Annotated in this window: 17 protein-coding genes; 11 read left to right on the top strand and 6 right to left on the bottom strand. The window is 70.2% G+C overall.

The genetic code is table 11. The features are described from left to right. Window positions 1-57: 57 nt before the first annotated feature. Window positions 58-2,820 (bottom strand): AfsR/SARP family transcriptional regulator, encoded by a 2,763-nt coding sequence (locus tag V5E28_RS41050; protein ID WP_336215253.1) that lies wholly within the window; start codon window positions 2,818-2,820, stop codon window positions 58-60. A gap of 263 nt (window positions 2,821-3,083) precedes the next feature. Between V5E28_RS41050 and V5E28_RS41045 the strand changes: the two genes are divergently transcribed. From V5E28_RS41045 to V5E28_RS41035, 3 genes are all read left to right on the top strand, one after another. Then, on the top strand, window positions 3,084-3,647 hold the full coding sequence (locus tag V5E28_RS41045; RefSeq protein WP_336215251.1) for a dihydrofolate reductase family protein: 564 nt from the start codon (window positions 3,084-3,086) through the stop codon (window positions 3,645-3,647). A 156-nt stretch (window positions 3,648-3,803) separates the two neighbouring features. Next, on the top strand, window positions 3,804-4,127 hold the full coding sequence (locus V5E28_RS41040) for a sensory rhodopsin transducer (protein ID WP_336215250.1): 324 nt from the start codon (window positions 3,804-3,806) through the stop codon (window positions 4,125-4,127). A gap of 61 nt (window positions 4,128-4,188) precedes the next feature. After that, entirely contained in the window at window positions 4,189-4,995 is an 807-nt protein-coding gene (locus tag V5E28_RS41035; RefSeq protein ID WP_336215249.1) for a sigma factor-like helix-turn-helix DNA-binding protein, read from the top strand. A gap of 58 nt (window positions 4,996-5,053) precedes the next feature. On the opposite strand, the gene V5E28_RS41030 is transcribed toward V5E28_RS41035, so the two are convergent. After that, window positions 5,054-7,096, bottom strand: coding sequence for a SpoIIE family protein phosphatase (locus tag V5E28_RS41030; protein ID WP_336215247.1), 2,043 nt, complete (start codon window positions 7,094-7,096; stop codon window positions 5,054-5,056). A 391-nt stretch (window positions 7,097-7,487) separates the two neighbouring features. Here V5E28_RS41030 and V5E28_RS41025 point away from each other — a divergent pair, with 391 nt between their 5' ends. Beyond that, the gene (locus V5E28_RS41025; RefSeq protein WP_336215246.1) at window positions 7,488-8,693 is read left to right on the top strand and encodes a phosphatidylinositol-specific phospholipase C1-like protein; all 1,206 of its coding nucleotides are present in this window, start codon (window positions 7,488-7,490) and stop codon (window positions 8,691-8,693) included. Window positions 8,694-9,070: 377 nt separating this feature from the next. Here the strand turns inward: V5E28_RS41025 and V5E28_RS41020 are convergent, their stop codons facing one another. Both V5E28_RS41020 and V5E28_RS41015 read right to left on the bottom strand, forming a co-directional pair. Next, the gene (locus tag V5E28_RS41020; protein ID WP_336215245.1) at window positions 9,071-11,710 is read right to left on the bottom strand and encodes a bifunctional acetate--CoA ligase family protein/GNAT family N-acetyltransferase; all 2,640 of its coding nucleotides are present in this window, start codon (window positions 11,708-11,710) and stop codon (window positions 9,071-9,073) included. A gap of 45 nt (window positions 11,711-11,755) precedes the next feature. Further along, window positions 11,756-12,424, bottom strand: a complete 669-nt coding sequence (locus tag V5E28_RS41015; protein ID WP_336215243.1) for a pyridoxamine 5'-phosphate oxidase family protein — start codon at window positions 12,422-12,424, stop codon at window positions 11,756-11,758. A 381-nt stretch (window positions 12,425-12,805) separates the two neighbouring features. Between V5E28_RS41015 and V5E28_RS41010 the strand changes: the two genes are divergently transcribed. The 3 genes from V5E28_RS41010 (at window position 12,806) to V5E28_RS41000 (ending at window position 16,159) form a co-directional block, all read left to right on the top strand. Further along, window positions 12,806-13,657 carry a universal stress protein gene (locus V5E28_RS41010; RefSeq protein WP_336215241.1) on the top strand — a complete coding sequence of 284 codons (852 nt, stop codon included), beginning with the start codon at window positions 12,806-12,808 and terminating at the stop codon, window positions 13,655-13,657. 188 nt (window positions 13,658-13,845) lie between these two features. Further along, window positions 13,846-14,394 (top strand): hypothetical protein, encoded by a 549-nt coding sequence (locus V5E28_RS41005; RefSeq protein WP_442945943.1) that lies wholly within the window; start codon window positions 13,846-13,848, stop codon window positions 14,392-14,394. A 64-nt stretch (window positions 14,395-14,458) separates the two neighbouring features. Continuing rightward, window positions 14,459-16,159 carry a sensor histidine kinase gene (locus V5E28_RS41000; RefSeq protein WP_336215240.1) on the top strand — a complete coding sequence of 567 codons (1,701 nt, stop codon included), beginning with the start codon at window positions 14,459-14,461 and terminating at the stop codon, window positions 16,157-16,159. Here the strand turns inward: V5E28_RS41000 and V5E28_RS40995 are convergent. After that, window positions 16,109-16,561, bottom strand: a complete 453-nt coding sequence (locus V5E28_RS40995) for a pyridoxamine 5'-phosphate oxidase family protein (RefSeq protein ID WP_336215238.1) — start codon at window positions 16,559-16,561, stop codon at window positions 16,109-16,111. The two genes, V5E28_RS41000 and V5E28_RS40995, sit on opposite strands and share 51 nt — an antisense overlap. A 142-nt stretch (window positions 16,562-16,703) precedes the next feature. On the opposite strand from V5E28_RS40995, the gene V5E28_RS40990 reads away from it, so the two are divergent. The 4 genes from V5E28_RS40990 (at window position 16,704) to V5E28_RS40975 (ending at window position 21,111) form a co-directional block, all read left to right on the top strand. After that, window positions 16,704-17,177 carry a CBS domain-containing protein gene (locus tag V5E28_RS40990; protein WP_336215237.1) on the top strand — a complete coding sequence of 158 codons (474 nt, stop codon included), beginning with the start codon at window positions 16,704-16,706 and terminating at the stop codon, window positions 17,175-17,177. 75 nt (window positions 17,178-17,252) lie between these two features. Beyond that, window positions 17,253-19,703, top strand: a complete 2,451-nt coding sequence (locus V5E28_RS40985) for a cation-translocating P-type ATPase (RefSeq protein ID WP_336215235.1) — start codon at window positions 17,253-17,255, stop codon at window positions 19,701-19,703. Window positions 19,704-19,835: 132 nt separating this feature from the next. Continuing rightward, a complete protein-coding gene (locus V5E28_RS40980) occupies window positions 19,836-20,447 on the top strand; it encodes a hypothetical protein (RefSeq protein WP_336215233.1) in 612 nt (203 codons plus the stop codon). A 94-nt stretch (window positions 20,448-20,541) separates the two neighbouring features. Further along, complete coding sequence (locus tag V5E28_RS40975; protein WP_336215231.1) at window positions 20,542-21,111, top strand: DUF6328 family protein; 570 nt, start codon at window positions 20,542-20,544, stop codon at window positions 21,109-21,111. A gap of 53 nt (window positions 21,112-21,164) precedes the next feature. Here V5E28_RS40975 and V5E28_RS40970 read toward each other — a convergent pair whose 3' ends face one another. After that, window positions 21,165-21,584 carry a VOC family protein gene (locus tag V5E28_RS40970; RefSeq protein ID WP_336215229.1) on the bottom strand — a complete coding sequence of 140 codons (420 nt, stop codon included), beginning with the start codon at window positions 21,582-21,584 and terminating at the stop codon, window positions 21,165-21,167. Window positions 21,585-21,710 lie beyond the last annotated feature (126 nt).

The raw sequence follows: 21,710 nt of genomic DNA, 5'->3' as shown, positions 1-21,710 counted from the left end.
GGCCGCGGACCCCGCCGTCGGCGAAAGGGCAGGCCGATGTGGAGCCCACTGGCCGAGTCAGCGGCCCCGACGGAAGGCGTCGGCTGCGGATTTGTCGATGATCGCCAGCTGGGTGTGGGTCTGGTCGGTGGCGGAGGGGGCGAGGTCGCCGAGCAGGGCGTGGGCGCTGCACCACTGCTCCTGCGCGGCCTCGTGGTCGCCGGCGAGGTAGTGGCAGGCGCCGAGGTGAGCGAGGGTGCTGGCTTCGGCGTACGGGTCCTCGAATTTCCGGAACAGATCCAGCGCCTGGCGGTAGCAGGCGATGGCCTCGGCGGGGGCACCCGACCGGAGGCGGATGTCGGCCAGGCACGACCATGTATGGGCCTCGTATGCGAGGTTGCCGAGCCTCTGGTGCAGGGCGAGGGCCCGCTCGCACAGGTAGAGGGCATGGTCGTGTTCTCCGAGGCGGCCGTGGTGCCAGCCGAGGTCGGTGAGCGCGATGGCCAGACCGACCTGGTCGCCGAGCCGGTCGAAGAGGTCGTGGGCGCGGCGGGCGGCGTCGAGGGCGTCGGCCTCCCGGCCCTGGAGGGTGTACAAGACGTCGCGGCGGTAGTGCGTCCACGCTTGACCGGCGAGGTCGTCACGTGATCGTTCCAAGGCCACGTCGAGGTTGTGGTGAGCCTCGTCGAAGTGGCCCAGGTCGGCCAGCGCGAAGGCCAGGTTGCGGTGCGCGCGGGTCTCTTCCACCGGGTCGCCCAGCCGCCGGGCGGCGGCCACGGCGGCCCGCTGGGTCTCGGCCCGCTCATGCCAGAGGCCCCGCCCGTGCAGGAAGACCGACATCGCCCGCGCCAGGTCGCAGACCTGCCGGTCGAGGCCCAGGTCGGCGGCGAGCTTCAGCGCGTCGAGCAGGGCGGGGCGCTCGGCCGCGAACCAGGCCATCGCCTCGTCGCGTCCGGCGAAGTCGGTCACCGAGACGCCCGGGCCCGGCACGCTGGGGCCGACGGTCTCGACGTCCTCCCGCATGTCCCCGCCAAGCAGCCGCTGGGCGGCGTCAGCCGTATGGACGTAGTGGTCCACGACGCGCTGCAGCGCAGCGTCCCGGTCGGTGTCGTCCGTCTGACACAGTTCGGAGGCGTAGGCGCGCAACAGGTCGTGGCACGAGTAGCGGCCCGGGGCGTACTCGGTGAGCAGGCTGGCGCGGACCAGCTCGGCCAGCGGCGCCCGCACCCGCGACAACGGGACGCCGGCGAGGCTGGCGGCGGCGATCGCCGTGGCGGGACCGGGATGCAGCCCGGCGACCAGCCGGAACAGCCGCGCCGCCGGCTCGCCGAGTGGCTCGTACGACCACGAGAAGATCGCCCGTACGTTGGCGGCGTGGTCCAGCGCGCCGAGGGCGTCCCGGAGCTCGCCGGCGAGGGCGCCGAGCGGATGTGCGGGATGGAGCGCGGCGCGGGCGGCGACGATCGCCAGCGCGAGCGGCAGCCCGGCGCATCGGCGGACGATCTCCTCGGCGGCTTCAGGCTCGGCTGCCATCCGGTCGTCGCCCAGCCGACGGGCCAGCAGTCGCTCTGCCTCGTCCGGCGGCAGCAGGTCGAGGGTGATCGGGTACGCGCCGTACGTCATCACCAGTCCGGCGAGTTGATCCCGGCTGGTGACCGCCACCAGGCAACCGGGCGCCCCCGGCAGCAGCGGGGCGACCTGGCCGGCGTCGCGGGCGTTGTCCAGCAGTATCAGCATGCGCCGGTCGGCCAGCAGGCTGCGGAAGAGTCCGGCCTGCGCGGCCAGGCCGTCCGGGACCTGCTGCGGCGGCACCCGCATGGCAGAAAGGAGGTCCCGGATGGCCGCCTCCGCCGGCACGGCCTGCCCCGACGGGTCGTATCCGCGCAGCTCGACGTAGAGCTGACCATCCGGGAAACGCTCGGCGACCCGGTGCGCCCAGTGCACGGTCAGCGTGCTCTTCCCGACGCCGGCCGTACCGGCGATCACCGCGATCCGCGGCGACCCGGACTTGGCCGAGGCCGGCGGGCCGAGCAGCGCGTCCAGCGCCGCCAGCTCGGCCTCCCGCCCGGCGAACGTGTCCACGCCGGCAGGCAGCTGCCGGGGTACCGCGCCCCCGACCGGCGGGGCGCCGTCGGCGAGCAGGTCGGCGTGGGCCTGCCTCAGCTCGGCGCTGGGGTCGGCGCCTAACTCCTCGGCGAGCCGGCGCCGGATCGTCTCGTACCGCTCCAGAGCCTCGGCGGGACGGCCGGCCGAGTCCAGAACCCGCAGCAGCCGCGCCCACAGCGACTCCCGCAGTGGGTGCTGTTCGGCGGCCTCGGCCAGGTGGGCCGGGTCGGGATGTGGTCCTCGCGCGAGGTCCAGGTCGACCCGGCGCTCAAGCGCGGTCAGGTAGCGCTCCTGCAGCGACGGGGCCACGAACTGCTCCAGCCAGTCCGATGCGATCCCGTCGAAGGGGATGCCACGCCACAGCGCCAGCGCCTCGACCAGCCTGGACCGGTCGGCCGCAGCCGCGGCCTCGTCGAGCAAACGGTCGAAGCGCAGCGCGTCGACCTGGTCCGGCTCGGCCGCCAGCAGGTAGCCGCCCGGCCGGGCTTGGATCAGCCGGCCCGCGGCGGGCCCCAGGGCGCGGCGCAGCCGCTTGACGTTGGTCCGGACTTTGGCACCCGGGTCGCCGCCGGATTCCGTGCCCCATACCGCGGTCGCCAGCCTGCCGGTCGGGACGGTTCGGCCCGCCGACATCGCCAGCGCGGCCAGCAACGAGCGCGGCCGCCCGGCAGGCAGTTCGACCGGCCGCCCGTCCACCGAAACGCGCAGCGGCCCGAGCAACTCGACGGTCAGCACGCGGATGACACCTCTTTCTCGTCCGGAGGCGGGTGTCCCCAGACTGACACGGTTGTGTCACCCGCGGTCCACGATACTGGGGATCTTCCAGTAGGAGCGTGCTCCACCGAAGGCTCCTTGAGCAGGGCGTTGTTCGGTGCGGTACGTCGCCGGGCGGGGCCGTCGGCTCACCGCTCGGGCCAGGACGACGAGCATGGGCGCCGACCGGCGACCAGTTCGGATCGAGACCGCAGGAGGTCAGAGTGTCGGTATCAGTGCTTGCCATGTCGATGTCACTCGACGGATACATCGCGGGCCCGAACGACAAGCCGGGCAACCCGGGTGGCGACGGCTTCGTCCGGCTGCACGAATGGGGCCTCATGCCGGACGGGGGGTTCCGAAAGTCCGGGCCGGCCGGGGAGGTGCTCGGCGAGATAGCAGCGACAGGCGCGGTCGTCGCGGGACGGCGCACGGCAGAGCAGGTCGATCACTGGGGTGGCGATCATAACGGTCAAGGTGTCCCGATCTTCGTGCCCAGTCATCGGCCGCCCGACCCGTCCGTCGCGAACTATCCGCTGGTGACCTACGTGACCGACGGGATCGAAAGCGCGATGGCACAGGCGAAAGCCGCCGCCGGGGACCGGAACGTGCACGTGATCGGCGCCTACACCGCGCAGCGGGCGATCGAGGCCGGGGTACTGGACGAGGTGCAGATCCATCAGATCCCGGTCCTGTTCGGCGGCGGCAAGCGGTTGTTCGAGGTGTTGCCGTCGCGCGTGGAGCTGGAGATCGTCCGGGTGATCGACACACCCGAGGCCACCCACATCCGCTACCGCATCCGCCGCTGAGCCAGTTGGCCGGCAGCCCGGGCAGGAAAGGTGACGGCCGAGCCGCGCAGGGGCCAGGCTGGTCACCCCGGCGGGCACTACAAGCGCGACTCCGAGGTAGATCCCCCCGCGTCGGGGTAGCAGGACGACTGCCGCAGAAGGAGACAGGAGTCGCGCATGAGCACCTTGGTGGGGAACTGGAAAATGGCGATCACCGACGGGTGCATGCCCGGAGACCAGCTCAGCCTGTTCAATGTCAGCTCCGGCAACGCCCACGTCGAGCTGACGTTCTGCGCGGAGGGCGGTCAGCCGCTGGGGCCGTTCCGTTTGGTCATTCCCCCGCAGCGCACGCAGTCTCCGACCCTGGAGGACCTGGTCGATTCCGACGTCCGGCCCCCGAGCCTGCCGTACTCCGTCGTGGTGGTGTCGGACGCGCCAGTGCTCGTGCAGCCCCACCAGGCGGACCAGGACGTGCCGAAGTCGCGGCGGTCGGCGGCCTGAATGCGGCGAGGTGAGACCACCGCGTCCACCTCGCAGGCACAGGCGGCCTTAGCGGCGAGCGATGCTGAGCTCTCTGTTCACCGGCGACCGGGCTGGAAGGAACACCCCGGCGACCAACCGGAGCCTGAACGCCTTGCGTGACAACGCCCGCCGCCCCCAGCAGGCGGCCAACCAGCTCCCCGAACCCACGCGGCTGGCCGAACCGCTCTGGCTCGAGCCGTACCCCGACAGCCTGCTGGACGACGCGCTCACCGCGCCCGTCGGCCCGGAGGCCCGCTACGAGAAGCGTGAGACCGTCGGCGTCGCGTTCACCGTGCTGCTCCAGCGCCTTCCGCCCCGCCAGCGGGCCGCCGTCGTGCTCTGCGACGTCCTCGGGTTCCGTCTCAGCGAGGCCGCGCGAATGCTGGACAGCACGCCCACCTCGGTGAAGGGCCTGCTGCAACGCGCCCGCACGACCCTCCAAGCAGGCTGGGACGAGGTCTTCGCGCCCCCGTCACCGCGGGAACGCGAGCTGGCCGGCCTGTTCGCGACCGCCCTCGAAGCGGGTGACACCGACGCGATCGTCTCGCTGCTGACCGACGACGCCTGGCTCACCATGCCGCCCGAGCCCTACCAGTATCAGGGCCCGATCGCGATCGGCGACTTCCTGCGGTACACGGAGATGCGCCGGGGCGCCGCGCTGCGTGCCGTGCCCACGCGCGCCAACGGGCAACCGGCGCTCGGCTGCTACCTGCCGTGCCAGAACGCCTCGATCGCCCGGTCGTACGGGATGTTGGTGCTTACCACCACCGTGCAGGGGGTCTCGGCGATCACCTGGTTTCGTGACACCAGCGTCTTCCCCCATTTCGGCCTGCCCCGATCCCTCTGACGGAGGAAACGATCACCGTCCGGCCGGGGGCCGGACACCTTGGAAGCCTGTCGGCTGATCATGGGGGTGTCGCGGTGTTGCGCAGGAGGAGGACGGCGGTGTCGTCCGTACGCTGTGCGTTCGTGGTCGGCCCGATGAGCGAGTCGGCCAGGTCGTGCAGGGACTGGGTGGGCGTGGGGGTGAAGCGGGCGGCCAGGTCGGCGATGGACTCGCCCAGGTCGTGGCCGGGCTGCTCGATGAGGCCGTCGGTGTAGAGGACCATGACCGCGCCGGGTGGCACGTTCAGGTCCGTGGTGACGTACTCGGTGTCGGGGTCGATGCCGAGCAGCAGGCCGGGGGAGGTGTCGATGACCTCGGTCGGGGCGCCGAGCAGGCCGAGGACCGGCGGCGGGTGTCCCGCGCTGGCCAGGCCGGCGGCGCGCCGGCGCAGGTCGAAGCTGACGTACAGGCAGCTGGTGAAGCGATCCGGGGCCAGCTCGGTGAGCAGCCGGTTGGTGTGCGCGAGCACTTCGCCCGGGTCGGCGCCGGCGGTGGCGTGGGCGCGGATGGCGGTGCGTACTTGGCCCATGAGTGCTGCGGCGGTCATGTCGTGGCCTTGCACGTCGCCGATGACGGCCGCGGCCTCGGTGTCGCTGAGCCGGATCAGGTCGTAGAAGTCGCCGCCGATGTCCATGCCGGGGGTGGCGGGCACGTACCGGGCGGCCACCTCCAGGCCGGGGATCTGGGGCAGCGCGTGCGGCAGCAGGCTCGACTGCAGGGCCTGGGCGAGCTGGTGCTTGACGTCGTAGAGCCAGGCCCGCTCGAACGCCTGGGTGATCAGCCAGCCGAGCGCGGTGAGCGTGGCCCGCTCGCTGTCACTGAACCGATGGGGACGGTCGTAGGCCAGGACGCACGTGCCGATGGACCGCCCCTGAGCGACCAGTGGCAGGAGCGCCCAGGCGCCCATGTCATCGACGCGGATGGCGTCGGGGTAGGTCTGGCGGAAGTCGTCCCAGGTGGCGTAGAACTCCGCTCTACCCTCGTCGTAGCCGCGCGTCCAGCGGACCGGATGGACCACCGGGCGGCCGTTGAACTGTTCGATACCCCGGCGGCTGTAGCCGCGCGAGGCGGCCACGTGTATCCGGCCGCTCTGCCAGGTGAGGATGGCCATCGCCTGGGCGTCGCAGGCCGGCATGGCGTGGTCGGCGACAAGGTCCACCACGTCCTGCGCGGTCATCGCCCGCGCGAGGGAGGTCGCCAGGTGCAGCATGTCGTGCAGCCCGATTATTTGCGGATGCCGGCCGGCATCGTCGACGGAGGCCTCGGGCGTGGTAGCGGGCGTGATCCGGATGGTGACGCCGGGCAGGCTCGGATAGCACTGGAACGACAGCTGCCGCCCGTCGGGGTGGCGGGCGGTGAACCGTGTGGGCTGGTGGCTGACGATCGCGGCCCGGTAGCGGTCTTCACAGAGGGGGTCGTCCAGCCATGGCAGTGCCTTGCACAGGCGCTGCCCGATCATCTCGGACGGTTTCGCGGCGAGTAGCTCCGCGGCCGGTGCGGTGACGAGCGTCACCCGCCCGTGCCCGTCCAGGTGACAGTAGCCCTCGGGCAGGGAGGTGAGACACGTGAGCGCTGTCAGGCCGGCGTATGGGCCCGGCCTGTGCGCGTGAACCGGGTCCAGGATCCGGGGCAGGGGCTTTGGAGTGATCGGCCGGCCCCGCTCACCCGCCTGGCGGAGAAGGTCGCCCATTCTGGCGCAGATATCGTCGATGACGTCGAGCTGACGGCGGGTGAGCTCGGACGCGCCTGCCGTGGGCCACCCCAGGACCAACCCGCCCCAGACGGCACCGCCGGAGCAGATCGGCGAGGCGGCCACCGCGAAGTGATACGGCAGCGACAGCGCCGCCGCCGGGAACCCGCGGGCCAGGGCCATCCTGTCGCGGAGCCAGACCAGCCGCCGCTCACGCACCGAGACCCCAACCGGAACGGAATCGTTCGTCCTGACCCTGGCCCACGTTCGGGCGATGGTGGCAGGAATCCCTATCGCCGTCTCCATCTGCAGGAGCTGACGGCTTGCGTCCAGGACGTACACGATGCCGAAATGGGCCCCGGTGCTGAACACGGCTTCAATCAGCAGATCATCCAGGCGAGACGACCCGATCGCCGCGCCCGAGATCGAGGCGCTACCCCGTGGTCCTGCCATAGCGCCCCCGCTTGCCGAACCAGAAGCCTGACAAGCGTCCAATCAAGCCCATGCGATCCAAAGTACGCGCACACATGTACGGGACCGGCACCCGGGTCCGTGTCGGGGCTTGATCAGCAACCGAACAGCCAGTGGCGCGGTCATCGGGGCCGCGATCGTCCTCCGACGACATCGTCGATCCCGGACATAACGGGGCGATGTGCCTAATTCGGACAAGATTCATGTTTCCGGTGATCTCTCGGAGCCTGGAAGGCACTGGAGGGACACGGCGGCCTTCTAACCTGCGGGGGTTGTCACCTATGGAGGACTGATGATCACCCGTGCCCGCCTCGGCGTCATGCTCGCCGCCGCCTTCGCCACGGTCTTCACGACCGCCGTCGTGCCGGCCGCCGTCTCGGCGCAGCAGACGAACCAGGCCGCGACATCGGCGAGTGCCACCTCGCCCGCCGGCAAGATCCGAATGAACCAGATCCAGTTCATGGGGGCCCACAACGCCTTCCATCGTGAGATGCAGGGCGCCGAGCTGGCCGAGTCGATCAAGATCGACCCCGGCTACCCGTCGTGGGGCTTCTACTCGCACGCGTCGATCGCCGATCTTCTCGGCCGGCAGAACGTACGCGCTCTCGAACTGGACCTGCTGCCCGACCCCGACGGCGGCCTCTACCGGCACCCGCTCGCCCGAAAGCAGGCCGGCCTCGGCCCGATCGACGACCCGGCCATGGCCGCACCCGGCATGAAGGTCGTGCACGTCGCCGACCAGGACTACAACTCCACGTGCCGGACCCTGGTGATCTGCCTTCAGCAGGTGAAGACCTGGTCACAGGCTCATCCGCGGCACGTGCCGATCGTCATGCAGCTGGAGCTCAAGCAGACCGACGACCGCTGGGAGCGGCTGGGCGGCGCGGTCAGCCCGCCGTGGGACCGTCCGCTGCTGGACGGCATCGACCAGGAGATCCGCTCCGTGTTCTCCGAATCGCAGCTGATCACCGCCGACGACCTGCGACGGCCCGGCCAGACGCTGGAGCAGTCGATCCTGAAGAACGGCTGGCCCACTGTCGACTGGGCGCGCGGCAAGGTGATGTTCTTCTTCGACAACGGCGGCCCCGGCACGATCCGCGACATGTACCTCGACGGGCACCCCAGCCTCCAGGGCCGCGCGGTCTTCACCCGCGGCAACCCCGGCGACGCGGACGCGGCGATCACGATGGTGAACGACCCGCGCGGCGCCAACGAGGCGACCATCCGGGACCTGGTCAAGCGCGGCTACATCGTACGCACGCGCTCGGACGAGCCGCTGAAGACAGTCATCGGCGAGGAGTTCAGCCGGGTCCAGACCGCTCTGGCCAGCGGGGCGCAGATGGTGACGACGGACTTTCCGAGCGTCGGCATGGCGGCCCGGTACGACAGCGACTTCGTGGCCGAGCTCCCCGGTGGACGCGTGGTGCGCTGCAACCCGGTGAGCGCGCCGCGCAACTGCCACGACGACCAGCTGGAGCCCTCGTCTTCCGCGCGATGACAGTGCTCTGATGGGCGGCCGTCCGTGATCGGACGGCCGCCCGTTCGCATGCGGTCGCCGGCCCGCGGGCAGGTCGGGGGGTGTGGAAGCGGGCGGCGTCGCTGCCGGGGACCACAGGGGCTGGGAGGCGATCCGGTCGTGGGGCCGGCCGCGGTGGCCGGGCACAGCGTCCGCCGCCCCGGCCGAGCCCACCCGGAAGCCTTCCTGTGGGATGTCGACTTAACCCGTGGGCCGCCAGTCCGTACATCGCCGTGGAAAGCAGGCGTTCCATCAGGTCGGAAGGCCCGCCCGGCTGCTGCGCCGCGGCCGAGGAGCCGACCTCGTTGACAGCGCAGGTGGAACGGCCGACCGACCGGCCCAGCAAGGCTTCGTGTCAGTCAGCGTAGGTGGCGGCGTAGTGGTGAGGTGATCGGTGGGGCGGGGGAGAGCCGGATGCGGACGTCCACGGTGGTTGCGCCGTGCCGTGTGACGATGACCGGGTTGAGATCGAGCTCGGCCACCTCCGGCAGGTCCTCCAGGAGCTGTCCGACTCCGATGAGCTGCTCGGTGAGTGCGGCGGTGTCCACGGGGAGGCTTCCGCGGTAGCCGTACAGCAGCGGCGCGCAGCGCAGCTCTGCGATCATTCGTGTGGCGGAGGTGGTGGTTAGGGGTGTGACTCGGAACGCGCGGTCGGCGAGGAGGTCCGCGGTCACGCCGCCCATACCGATCATGACGAGTGGACCGAACGTCGGGTAGTTCACCCCGCCGATGATGATCTCCACGCCGCTCGGCAGCATGCGCTGCACGATCGCGCCGGTCATGACGGGCCCGACCGACTCGGCCATGTCCCGATAGGCCTGCCGTACGTCGTCCGACGTTGTCAGGCCGACGCGGACGCCGCCGACATCGCTCTTGTGTACCAGTTCGGGCCCGGTGGCCTTGACCACGGCGGGCAGCCCGACCAGCTCGGCGGCCTCGGCAGCGCTCTGCGGGCCATCGGCCTCGACGGAATCGGTCACGTCCAAGCCGTAGCAGCGCAGCAGCCGGGTTGCGGCCGACGGCTCCAGCCATCGGCCGTCTGGGTGCCCATCGAGTCCGGCTCGCACCAGTTCGCGCGCGGCCAGAACGTCACGTTGCCTGGCGGGCGCGGTCTCTTCGACGGGCTGCTTCCGCCGTTCCGCATAATGCACGACGCGGGTCAGGGCGCCTGCCGCCTGCTCGGGGAAGGCGTAGCTCGGGATGCGGCCGTCGATGAGGGCGTCGTGTCCCACGACGCAGGCCAGGACCGTCTTGTCGGTGTGCTGGGTGGCGGTGGCGATGACCTGCTCGGTCTTTTCGCGGCCGGAGCCGAAGGGCGGGGTATAGACGACGAGCACGATGTCGACCTCGGCGTCGGCCAGAAGTGCCTCGATGGCCAGGGCGAATTCGCCGGTCTCGGCGTCGGCGGTGAGATCGACGGGGTTGCCCACGGCAGCCGAGGGCCGCTGCGACAGCTTGCGCTGTGTGGCGGCGGCGAGTTCGGCGACGATCAGGCCATGTCGTTCGCAGGCGTCTGCGGCCATCGCCTCGGGCCCGCCGGAGTTGCCGACGATCGCGACCCTTCGTCCGTGGGGGAGAGGCTGGGCAGCGAAGAGCCGGGCGGTGTCGAGCAGGTCCTGGACGCTGTCCACGCGGATCACACCGGAGGCTTCGACGAGGGCGTCGACTGCCGCGTCCGGAGTGGCCGCGGCGGCCGTGTGCGAGCGTACGGCCCGGCCGCCCGCATCGGAGCGGCCGCTCTTGACCAGCAGGACCGGTTTGCGGGCGCCGACCCTGCGGGCGATGCGGGTGAACTTCCTGGGGTTGCCGAACGACTCCAAATAGAGCGCGATGACGTCGGTGTCGGGGTCGTCCTCCCAGTACTCCAGCAGGTCATTGCCGCTCACGTCGGCCTTGTTGCCGACGGAGACGAATGAGGAGACACCCGTGCCCAGGGTGGCGAGCCGGTCGAGCACGGCGGCGGCGACCGCGCCGGACTGCGACAACATGCCGATCCGGCCGGTGGCGGGTGCGGCCGACAGGAAGCTGGCGTTGAGCCGGGCAGCGGTGTTGACGACGCCGAGGCAGTTGGGGCCGACCAGTCTGATGCCGGCCGCGCGGCAGATCCGCAGCAGCTCCTTCTCCGCGCCGGGCTGAGCGCCCTCGGCGAAGCCTGACGTGAGGACCACCAGCCCGGTGATGCCCACGGCGGCGCAATCGCGCGCGACATCCAGGACGTTCAGGGCGGGGACGGCGACGACGACCAGGTCCACAGGAGCGGGTACGGCATGCATGTCGGGGAAGGCGGTGAGCCCTGCCACCTGGTCGGCCTTGGGGTTGACGGGATAGATCGGCCCTGGGAAGCCCGCATCGATGAGGTTGCGCAGCACCCGGTGGCCGACACCGGACGGATCACGGCTCGCGCCGATCACCGCTACCGAGCGGGGGGACAGCACCCGGGTCAGCGAGGCGCGCTCGGCCTGGTGATCGCGGGAATCGATGGTCATCTGCAGGTGCGCGGTAGGAGGCAGGGAGATACGGAGCTTGGCCACGCCGTCGTCGAAGCGCAGCTTCACGTCCATGCCAAGGTCGCGCAGCATGTGGATCATCGGATTGTTCTCGGGCAGGACGTCGCCGACCAGCACGCGCACCTGGTGATCGGCCGCGTCCAGGGCCAGGTGCTCCAGGAGCAGCGTCCCGAGCCCGTGGCCGTGCACGGCGTCGTCGAGCAGGATCGCCATTTCGGCTTCGTCGCCGTCGTCGTCGGGGATGTACTCGGCGATGCCGACCACCTGTCCGTGCACGGTGGCGACCAGGGCGTGGCCCCGGTATCCGGGTGCTGCGACGGTGTCCATGTAGCGGTGGGCGCTTGCTGTGCCTCCGGCGAAGAAGCGCAGGTGGGCCGAGCGTTCGGAGGACCGGTCGACCAGGCCGTGCAACGCCTTACCGTCATCGGGCCGCAGCGGGCGCAGGTGGGCGATACCGCCGTCACGCAGCAGAACGTCGTACTCGTCTGGCATGGTGCTTCCCCAGTTCGATGGCGAGGAGCGAAGTCGTGGCGCGGGTCAGAAGCCGCGGATGCGGCGGCCGGTGATCTGGTGCGGGATGATCCGGATGTAGAGCTCACGTTCGCCGCCTGCCCAGGAGTCCACCCGAGCGCCAGACACAGCAGGTGTTTCGTCCGAGGTGACGTGATGGGCGGGCCCCTGGATGAGCACGCTCCAGCCTTCGCGCTTGGCCTCGTCGATCCAGTCGACCTCAAAGCCGATCTTGACTTCGACGCCTTCCAGCCTGGTACGGAGATTCTGGTCCATCGGACCGCCTGCTCGGGTGCGGAAGACGACTGCGCCGTCATGCATCCGGTAGTTGACCGGGAGGACCGTCGGACCTGACGGGCCGCTGAAGGCCACCCTGCCGATGCCTCCGGCGGCGATCAGGCGCAGGCACTCCTCGGGGCCGAGCTCGTTCAGGACTGGCTTGGTCACCGCGCCGGCGTACCCTGGAGGGCCGTTCGTGCCGCCGCCGAGCAGGTCGTCGGTGCTCGTCTCCAGCGCACCGGCAAGCCGTACCAGCGTTCCCTGGGTCACGTTGGCAGGATTGCCTTCCACGTACTCGACGTATCCGGCTGTCATGCCCGCCCGCTCGGCGAGGTCCTCACGGGTCAGGCTCAGGCGTTCGCGGTGGTAGGCGACGCGTTGGCCGAGGTCGCCGGGGACGCTTGCTCTTGTGGACATCAGTGTTTCCTCTTCTGACGGGTGGGGAACGGCTCGGGTCTTCAGTATTTGCCGCGGCCCGGCGACAGGACATGGCCGATAGGCCCGTGTGCTCGGGACTTACGACCCTGGGGAGCCACATCGTCAGGGGGCGAATGGGGACAAGCTCCCCGAAGGGAAGACGGGCCAGGACGACTCGCACCTGGCGGCGGCCGGTGTCCGCGTGCGGCTCCCCGCTCCCTCTTCCACTCCACGCGGCGTACGCGGGGCGATGGCAGGCACCCTTTCATTGTTCGCCCTGTTCAGATGGTCCGATATGGCCGAGAGGCCCGCAGGCTCGGGACCTACGGCCCTGGAGAGAAGTGCAGATAAGGCGTCAGATGGGAGAAACAAGGAGGAAACATGAGCCATGTCATCGTTGTGGGCGCCGATGGTTCGCCCGGCGGGACCGCGGCCGTGGAGTGGGCGGCCGACGACGCTGCCCGCGCGAAGGCGCCGCTGCGCATCGTCTTCGCGGTGGAGCGTGAGCCGTACCGGATCGTGAAGTACCCCATTCCCGACCTGGGCGACGCGTTGAACCGGAGCGCGGAGAAAGTCCTGGGCGAGGCGGAGACGACCGCGCGCAAGCGACAGCCCGACCTCGACATCACCACCGAGGTGAGCCAGGACGCCCCTGCGGTGATGCTGCGCGCTCAGGCCGAGGACGCCGCCGAGGTCGTGGTGGGCAGCCGGGGGCTGGGCGGCTTCGCGCGAGCCGTCATGGGCTCGGTGAGCATCCACGTGGCCGGTCAGGCGCACGGCCCGGTCGTCGTCGTTCGTTCCAGCCCGGAAACGACCTACGGCGAGATCGTCGTCGGCGTCGACGACTCCACGGCCTGCGAGGCCGCGATCGCCTATGCCTTCGAGCAGGCCGGCCTCCGCGCCGGCACCCTGCGCGCCGTCTTCGCCTGGCAACGGCCGATGCACGCCTACATGCCCGAGCTCGACTACGACATGGACGAGGTCGCCGCGATGCAGCGCCGGATCGCGGCGGACAAGCTCCGGCCATGGCGGAAGAAGTACCCGCAGGTCACGGTCATCGAGGACGTCTACACCGCTCACCCGGTCGACGTGCTCACCGATGCCTCGAAGCGGGCCGACCTGGTCGTCGTGGGCTCCCACGGGCGCGGCGCCATCGGCTCCGCCGTACTCGGCTCGGTCAGCCGCGGCGTCCTGCACCACGCCCGCTGTGCGGTCGCGGTCGTCCGGCCGTAGCGCCGGACAGCGGCCGCAAGGACGGGGTGCCCGCGGACGGCTACCCGACCGAAGGTGGGCGGACCCCTGCGAATGAGGGTCGAAGGTCCCCTCGATACCGGCCCTACGGCCCTGATGGCGGGCCGCGGAAAGCGATCTGCTGGAGATGTGAGAAATCTCCGTACGGATAGCAGTGAGAGGAACTGATGATGGCCATCACCAAAGGACGGCAGTCCGCCCCCGTCATGAACGCCGCGCGCCCTGGGCCGGGGCCCCGGCCTGTCGACTACGTCTGGGCCGCCGCGCGGATCAGCATCGGCTGGATCTTCCTGTGGGCTTTCCTCGACAAGACCTTCGGCTGGGGACTGGCCACGCCGGCCGACAGGGCCTGGATCTCCGGCGGGAGCCCGACCACCGGCTTCCTCAAGGGGACCGGCGAGAACGCACTTGGCGCCTTCTTCTCCAGCCTGGCCGGACAGCCCTGGGTCGACTGGCTGTTCATGCTCGGCCTGCTCGGCATCGGGGTTGCTCTGATCCTGGGCGCGGGCATGCGGATCGCCGCGGTCACCGGCGCTGTGCTGCTGGTCTTCATGTGGGCCGCCGAACTGCCGCTGGCCAACAACCCGTTCATGGACGAGCACCTCATCTACGCCATCGTCCTGGCCGGCCTGGCCCTGGCAGGTGCCGGCGACACCCTCGGCATCGGCAGGATGTGGGGCCGTACCGCACTGGTGCGCTCCTATCCGGTGCTGAAGTAACCGCCGGCAGCGACGCCCCCCTCGCGGGTGGGCGTCGCTGCGTATTGGTGCGAGACTGCCTGCTATGTCCCCCGATGAGCCGCGCCCGCTGATCCCTAACATGCGGCTCGACGAACTGCTGACCGAGCTCCGCGTCCGGCTCGAGACCGTTCTGGCCACCCGCGACCGTGTGCATGCGCTGCTGGAAGCCGTCGTCCTGGTGGGCAGCGACCTGGATCTGGAGACGGTGCTGCACCGGATCGTGGAGACCGCCACCACCCTGGTCGACGCCGGTTACGGCGCGCTGGGCATGGTGGGGCGAGAGAGCGAGCTCATCCAGTTCATCCCGGTGGGGCTGAGCGAGGAGGAGATCGCCGCCATCGAGCACTGGCCGCACGGCCTCGGTCTGTTGGGCCTGCTCATCAAGCGGCCTCAGCCGCTGCGGCTGGCGCGTATCTCCGATCATCCCGAGTCCTATGGCTTCCCGCCTGGCCACCCGCCCATGGGATCGTTTCTCGGGGTGCCGCTCCGGGTCCGAGACCAGGTGTTCGGCAACCTCTACCTGACCGAGAAGCGCGGCGGCGCCGAGTTCGACGAGGAGGACGAGGCCGTCGTCATCGCGCTGGCCACAGCCGCCGGGGTGGCGATCGACAACGCCCGGTTGTACGCGGAGAGCAGGAGCAGGGAGACCTGGCTGCAGGCCTCCTCGGAGATCACCACCAGCCTGCTGTCCGGGCAGGGCGTCCAGCAGGTCCTCACCCAGGTGGCTCGCAGAGCCAGGCAGATGGCCGACGCCGACATCACCGCGATCCTCCTGCCCGCCGAGGACGGTGACGGCCTGGAGGTGATGATCGCGGACGGCCAGGGGGCGGAGCGGCTCGTCGGGGCCGCGGCGACGATGACAGGGTCCCTGGCGGGAAGCGTGTACTCCAGTGGTCAGCCCCTCATGGTCACCGATCTGGCCGCCGGCGACTTCCACCGGATGATGGCCGAGCACCTGACCGTCGGCCCGGAGGCAGCCGTTCCGCTGGGCGCGGCAGGATCGCTGCGCGGCGTGCTGTCGCTGGCCAAACGCTCGGGCCGAGCCCCGTTCAGCCGCGCGGAGTTGCACATGCTGCACGCCTTCGCCGGGCAGGCCGCCATCGCCATGGAGCTCGCCGAGGCGCGCGAAGACGCTGAGCGGCTGAGCCTGCTGGAGGATCGCGACCGGATCGCCAAAGATCTGCACGATGTGGTCATCCAACGCCTGTTCGCGGTCGCGATGACGCTGATGAGCGCGGTCCGCATGGTGCAGCAGCCCGAGGCGTCCAGCCGGGTGCAGCATGCGATCGATGAGCTGGACCAGACCATCAGGCAGATCCGCTCGACCATCTTCGGCCTGCAGACCTCTCACACCGACGGCGACCCCGGGCTGCGGGCCCGGATCGTGGACCTGGTGCAGGGGGCGCGCGGGCATCTGGGCTTCATGCCGGGCCTGGTGATGGAGGGACAACTGGACACCCTGGTTTCACCGCCTGTTGCCGAGCACCTGCTGGCGGTCCTTCAGGAGGCGCTGTCCAACCTCCTGCGCCATGCGCAGGCCTCCAAGGCCGAGGTGGCGGTGGAGGCGACCGACGGCCGGGTCACGCTCAGCGTGGCCGACAACGGGGTCGGGCTGCCCGGCGACGGCCGGCGCAGCGGCCTGCGCAACCTCCAGGAGCGGGCCGAGCAGTTGGGCGGCTCCTTCGCCGCGGAATCACCGCCCGAGGGCGGGACCCGGCTGCGGTGGAGCGTCCCGCTCGGCTAGAGCCGTGCGGCGTCCCGAGATCTCCTCAGCACGCATCACGACGAAGTGATCACGCCCGTTCGTCGCCCACGGCGCCAGGGGCAGCTCGGCCAGGTGGGCCATCTCCTCCGGGGCGTGTACGGCTCGCGCCCGTCCGACCAGCGTGACCGACCAGCCCGTGCTCATCCGGGGGTCGAAGTCGTCGATCTCGAAGGCCACGACGGTATCCCGGGTGGCCGAGGCGAGTCTGGACCCAGCCGTCGTCCGGATGACGATGCTCTCGCCGTTCAGGCAGAAGACGACCGGCTGCACCGCGGGCAGAGCGCGATCGGTGAAGACGATCCGCCCGATCGACGTCGAAGACAGCAGGGCGAGGCACTGCTCGCGGGAGAGCACCCGCAGTCCGGCTGAATCGAATCTCATACCCCCGAGCCTGCTCGGCCGCCTGGTCTCCCAGGCAGGGCCGAAAGTCACCTCACCGCGGCCGTTCTGCCCTCATCCCGCCGATCTGCTCGCGTAGCCGTTTCCCCGCCGTACGACCTCGTAAGTCCCGAAGGAGGAGCTCATGAGCGTCGAAGAGCTGACCGCCGAGCAGGTGATGACCCACATCCTGGTCACCGTCACCCCCGATGAGTCACCGCTGATGGCCTGGGAGCTGATGCGCCGCGCGGGCATCCGTCACCTGCCGGTCGTCGACCGTGACCTGCTGGGCGTCATCACCCGCGATGACCTCGCCGCCGACTGGTCCGGCGGCCCGCAGCAGCAATCCCTCAGACAGGTGCGCAATTTGCTCGGCCGCCGCAGGATGCCACGCGCGAACCTCTCCGATCCGCTCCCCCAGGTGGTGGCGGCCATGCTCGACGCGGACTGCGACGCCATACCGGTCATGGCCGAAGGAAAGGCGCTGGTCGGCCTGATCACGGCCACTGACGTGCTCCGGGCGGTCGCCGGCCGCATCTCCGCTGGACAGGAGCCAGGCGAGGTGCACGGCGGGATGTTCCGCCTCGAACCTGTGCTGCCCTCGGCCTGGGGAAGCTGAGGCCGGGACCAAAGTCCCTGCTGAAGGTGTCCTTCGCCCGCAGATCCGGGCGCCGGTGAATGATCTGCTTCAGGTATGAGGACCACTGTGGATGCCACGTCCGGGCTCACCGAGGACGAGGCCGGACGCCTGCTGGCCGAGCACGGCGCGAACGAGCTTCCACAGCCTCGTCCGCCGACCCTGCTCGGCCGCGCCGTGCGGCAGCTGGCCGACCCGTTCTCGATCTTGCTGATGATCGCCGGGCTGGTCACCCTGCTGGTCCTCCGCGAGGTCCCGGAGGGGGCCGCGATCCTGGCCATCCTGCTGGTCAACGTCATCATCGGCGTCAGCCAGGAAGCCAGAGCCGACCAGGCCGTCCGCGCACTGCGCACGCTCACCGCGCCCATGGCCAAGGTGCGCCGCGACGGCATCACCCGCCGAATCCCGGCGGCCGAAGTCGTACCCGGCGATCTGATCGAAGTAGCAGCCGGTGATCGGATTCCGGCGGACGCCCGCGTGCTCGAAGCCAGCTCGCTCGGCCTGGACGAGGCGACACTCACCGGTGAATCCCGCTCGGCAGACAAGACAGCCGATGGAGCCTCCGGTTCGGAGGTGCTGCTGGGGGACCGCGACGGCGCGCTGTTCTCCGGCACTCTCGTGGTGCGCGGCTCCGGCCTGGCACGGGTCGAACAGACCGGCGCCCATACCGAGATGGGCCGGATCGCCTCCGCTCTCGAAGGCAGGACCAAAGGCCCGCTGGAGCTGGAGCTGGCACAGGTGTCCCGCAAGATCGGCATGTTGGCGATCGCCGCAGCAGTGGTGATGATCGCCCTAGGCCTGACCCGCGTGGTCCGCGGCGAGGCCGCCCTGCTCGACATCATCCTGGCCGGAGTCGCGCTGGCCATAGCCGCCGTACCCGAGAGCCTGGCCGCCGCCGTGACGACCGCCCGCGCGCTGGGCTCCCAGCGCATGGCCGGGCTCGGCCTCATCGTCCGCCGCCTCTCAGCGATCGAAGGACTCGGCGCCACCACAGTGATCGCCACCGACAAGACCGGCACGCTCACTACCGGCAAGCTCACCGTCGTGGATCATGTCACGATCCCGGAAACCGATCTGTGGCTGGCCGCACTGCGCTGCAACGACGCCCGCGACGGCCTGGGCGACGGCATCGACGTGGCACTCGGGACCGCGGCCGAGCAGCACGGGACCCGGCTCCCGCCGGGGGAAGGCCGCCTGGCGAGCCGTCCCTTCGACGCGGAGACCCGGTCCATGGCGGTCATCACCGACGGCCCGCTTCTGACTGTCAAGGGCGCGCCCGAAGTGGTGCTCGCCCGCTGCGAGCCCGGGCAGCATACCGATCGGCTGACACGGGCCGTGTCCGATCTCGCGGGACGGGGGCTGCGGGTTCTGGCGGTCGCCGAGAAGAACACCACAGATCTGGACGCGGGCGGGTTGCGGCCGGTCGGGCTCCTGGGGTTGCGCGATGAGATCCGCCCCTCGGCCGGTCAGGCCGTCGCCGACTGCCGGGGCGCCGGCATCCGTGTGGTCATGGTCACCGGGGATCACGCCGACACCGCCCGCGCCGTCGCCGAAGAGGTCGGCATCCACCCCGACCCCGTCATCACCGGCGCGTTACTCAACGGCCCTGATCGGGCCCTGCAGCTGCGCGAGGCCGGGGTCATCGCCCGCGTCGACCCGGCCACCAAACTCGACCTGGTCCACGCCTTGCGCGAGGACGGCGAGGTCGTCACCATGACCGGCGACGGAGTCAACGACGCTCCCGCGCTGCGCCACGCCGACGTCGGCGTGGCCATGGCCGGTGACGAAGGCACCGACGTGGCCCGCGAGGCCGCCGCCGTCGTCGTCACCAACGGCGAACTCGGCACCATCGTCACCGGTATCCGCGAGGGACGCAGGCTCCGCCACAACGTGCATTCCATGATCGGTTACCTCCTGGCCGGGAACCTGGCCGAGATCTTCCTCGTCATCGTCGGCCTGCTCGTCTGGCCAGACTTGATCATCCCGCTGCTTCCTGTTCACCTGCTCTGGATCAACCTGGTCCTCGACGGCATCCCCGCCATCGCCCTCGGCGTCGACCGCCCTGCCGCCGACCCCCTGGCATCGCCACCCCGCCGTGATGGCCTGCTGGCCCGGCCCGTCCTCATCCGCATCGCCGTCAGAGCGCTCATCGTCGGCGCGCTGGTCTTCGCCGCTGTGGAGGTCGCCAGACGGCTCGGCTGGAGCGAGGAACAGGTACGCACCCAGGCCGTACTCGCCCTCGTCTTCGCCCGCCTGACCCTGGCCTACGTCGCCCGAGCTCGCCGCTGGACCTTCGAGCACGGCTGGTGGCGCGGCCGCGCGGTCCTCATCGCCGTGACCGCCGCCGCCTCGCTGCAGGCGCTCGTGACCCTGGTGCCCGCGCTGGGTTCCCTGCTCGTCCTCGTGCCTCTGCCGCCGATCGGCTGGGCCGTGGCCCTCGCCGCCGGGCTGCTCACCCCGATCCTGTGCGACCTGGTGCGAAGAGCCTTCGGCTCGTCGAGGGCGTGAGCGGTGATCAGCTCTCGCGATGAGCTTTGCTCCGAACGCCCATATCCACATCCTGGCAAGCGGCGTTGACTGACAGTGTCCGGGTTCCTGTCTTCGGGCGGGATGCGCTGGCGACATCGGGCGGAGGCGGTCGTGACCACCGAGAGCGTGATGTGGGTGGCCGTCGTCGCCGGGGTGATGGTGGTTGTGCCGGCCGTCGGCTTCTTCTTGCTGCGCAGGCGTCGAGATCGCCTTCGCCGGCGATTCGGCCCCGCATACGAACGCACTGTCACCGCCGCGGGCGACCGCAGGGTGGCCGAGCGTGAGCTGCGAGCCCGGCGAACGGGATCAGGGCCACTCGACATACAGCCGCTCGATCCCGAAGCACGCCGCGGCTATGCCGAGAGGTGGGCCGCGGTGCAGGAGCGCTTCGTGAACGAGCCGAGTCCCGCGCTCGGCGAGGCCGATCTACTGGTGAGAGCCGTCATGGCCAAGCGCGGCTATGCCACCGAGGACTTCGCGCAGCAGGCGTCCGACCTGTCGCTGCGACACAGCCGCAGCCTGGAGCACTACCGCCAAGCCCATGAGATCAGCGGGCGGGCCGCAGCCAGTTGGGTGCCGATACAGGAACTGCGGCAGGCCATGGCGCACTTTCACGCCCTGTTCGATGACCTCATCGAGGGCGACCAGCGGACCGTCCGGACTCGGGCTGCCGCTCGAGCACCCTTGACACTCCCACATGGAGCTGCGGCTCCCCGCCAGTGAGGTCGCGGGCGTTGAGGAGGCCGCGAGCCGAGAACACGATCGCTGGATCCAGCCCGTGGCAGTGCCACGGAAGACTCACGGAGGTGTCAGGCCGATGGCGTTGCCCCGGCAGGAAAGCCAGAGCCGTCTTCTCGCCGATGGCGAATCCTCTGCCGTGACGGCCGAGGAGAGCAGCGTCGATGAAAGCCACAAGGAACGCATCGACCGTGAATTGTCCGAGCTCCTGCAGGGGTTGAGGGTCATGGTGACCGGAGTGCAGGTGCTGTTCGCCTTTCTGCTCGCGATGCCGTTTCAGAGCGGCTTCGCCAAGGTGGACACCTCGGGACACTGGCTGTTCTTCATCGCGTTGACGGGGGCGGCGACCGCCTCGCTCTGCTTCATCACGCCCGCTGTTCAGCACCGGCTGCTGTTTCGTACCGGGCTGAAGGAGAAGATCGTGCACCGCGCCAACGAACTGGGCCTGGCCGGCGCCGTGTCCCTGGCGATCGCGATCACCGCCGCGATGGCTCTGGTGGCCGAGGTCGTGCTCGGCAACTGGCTCGCCATCGTGTTCGGCGCCGCGGCCGCGCTGGCCACCTGCTGGCTGTGGCTCCTGCAGCCGATCATCGACCTGCGCCGCCAAACTACGGCCAACGGGGAGCGGACAACAGATGGCGCGGACTGATCAGCCCGGCGCGGTGAACCGGCCATGACCGACCTGTGATCGCGATCGGACGCTCACCTCGTCAGCCAGAACACCGCCTCCGACGTCACCATCCAGACATGGCCGTCGGGGTCGGCAAAGGCGCCGGCGTAACCCCAGGGCTGCTGACCGGGCTCGGTGACAACCTCGGCGCCCGCCTTGTGCGCGCGTTGAACCATCTCGTCAACACCTGCGTCGGTGTCCGCGCACAGGCTGATGACGCACTCGCTGTGCCCGTTGGGTGCGACCTCACGGTCCCCGGCCATCCAGCCGAACCCGTCCGTCGGGACCAGCATGATACGCATCCCGTCATTGACAACGAGCTGCAGCGGTTCGGGGACGCCGTCCTCGGCCGGCTCCCCGACGGTCTCGAAGCCCAGTCCGTCACGGTAGAAATGGAAAGAGGTCTGACGATCGGCGATCGGCAGGCTGACGACGATAGGTGCGTTGGCCATGGTGAAGCTCTCCTATGACGGCGAGATGGTGCGGGCTGACACGCGTGGTTCTGTCCTCTTCATGAATGAGACCTGGCAATGCCGCGGATCTCGCGGCCGATCTTCGCCGTATCTCGGCTGGACCTG

The sequence above is a fragment of the Nonomuraea sp. LPB2021202275-12-8 genome (genome assembly GCF_037044575.1).
Classification (GTDB): domain Bacteria; phylum Actinomycetota; class Actinomycetes; order Streptosporangiales; family Streptosporangiaceae; genus Nonomuraea.
This window is presented reverse-complemented; position numbering and strand designations above follow the sequence as displayed.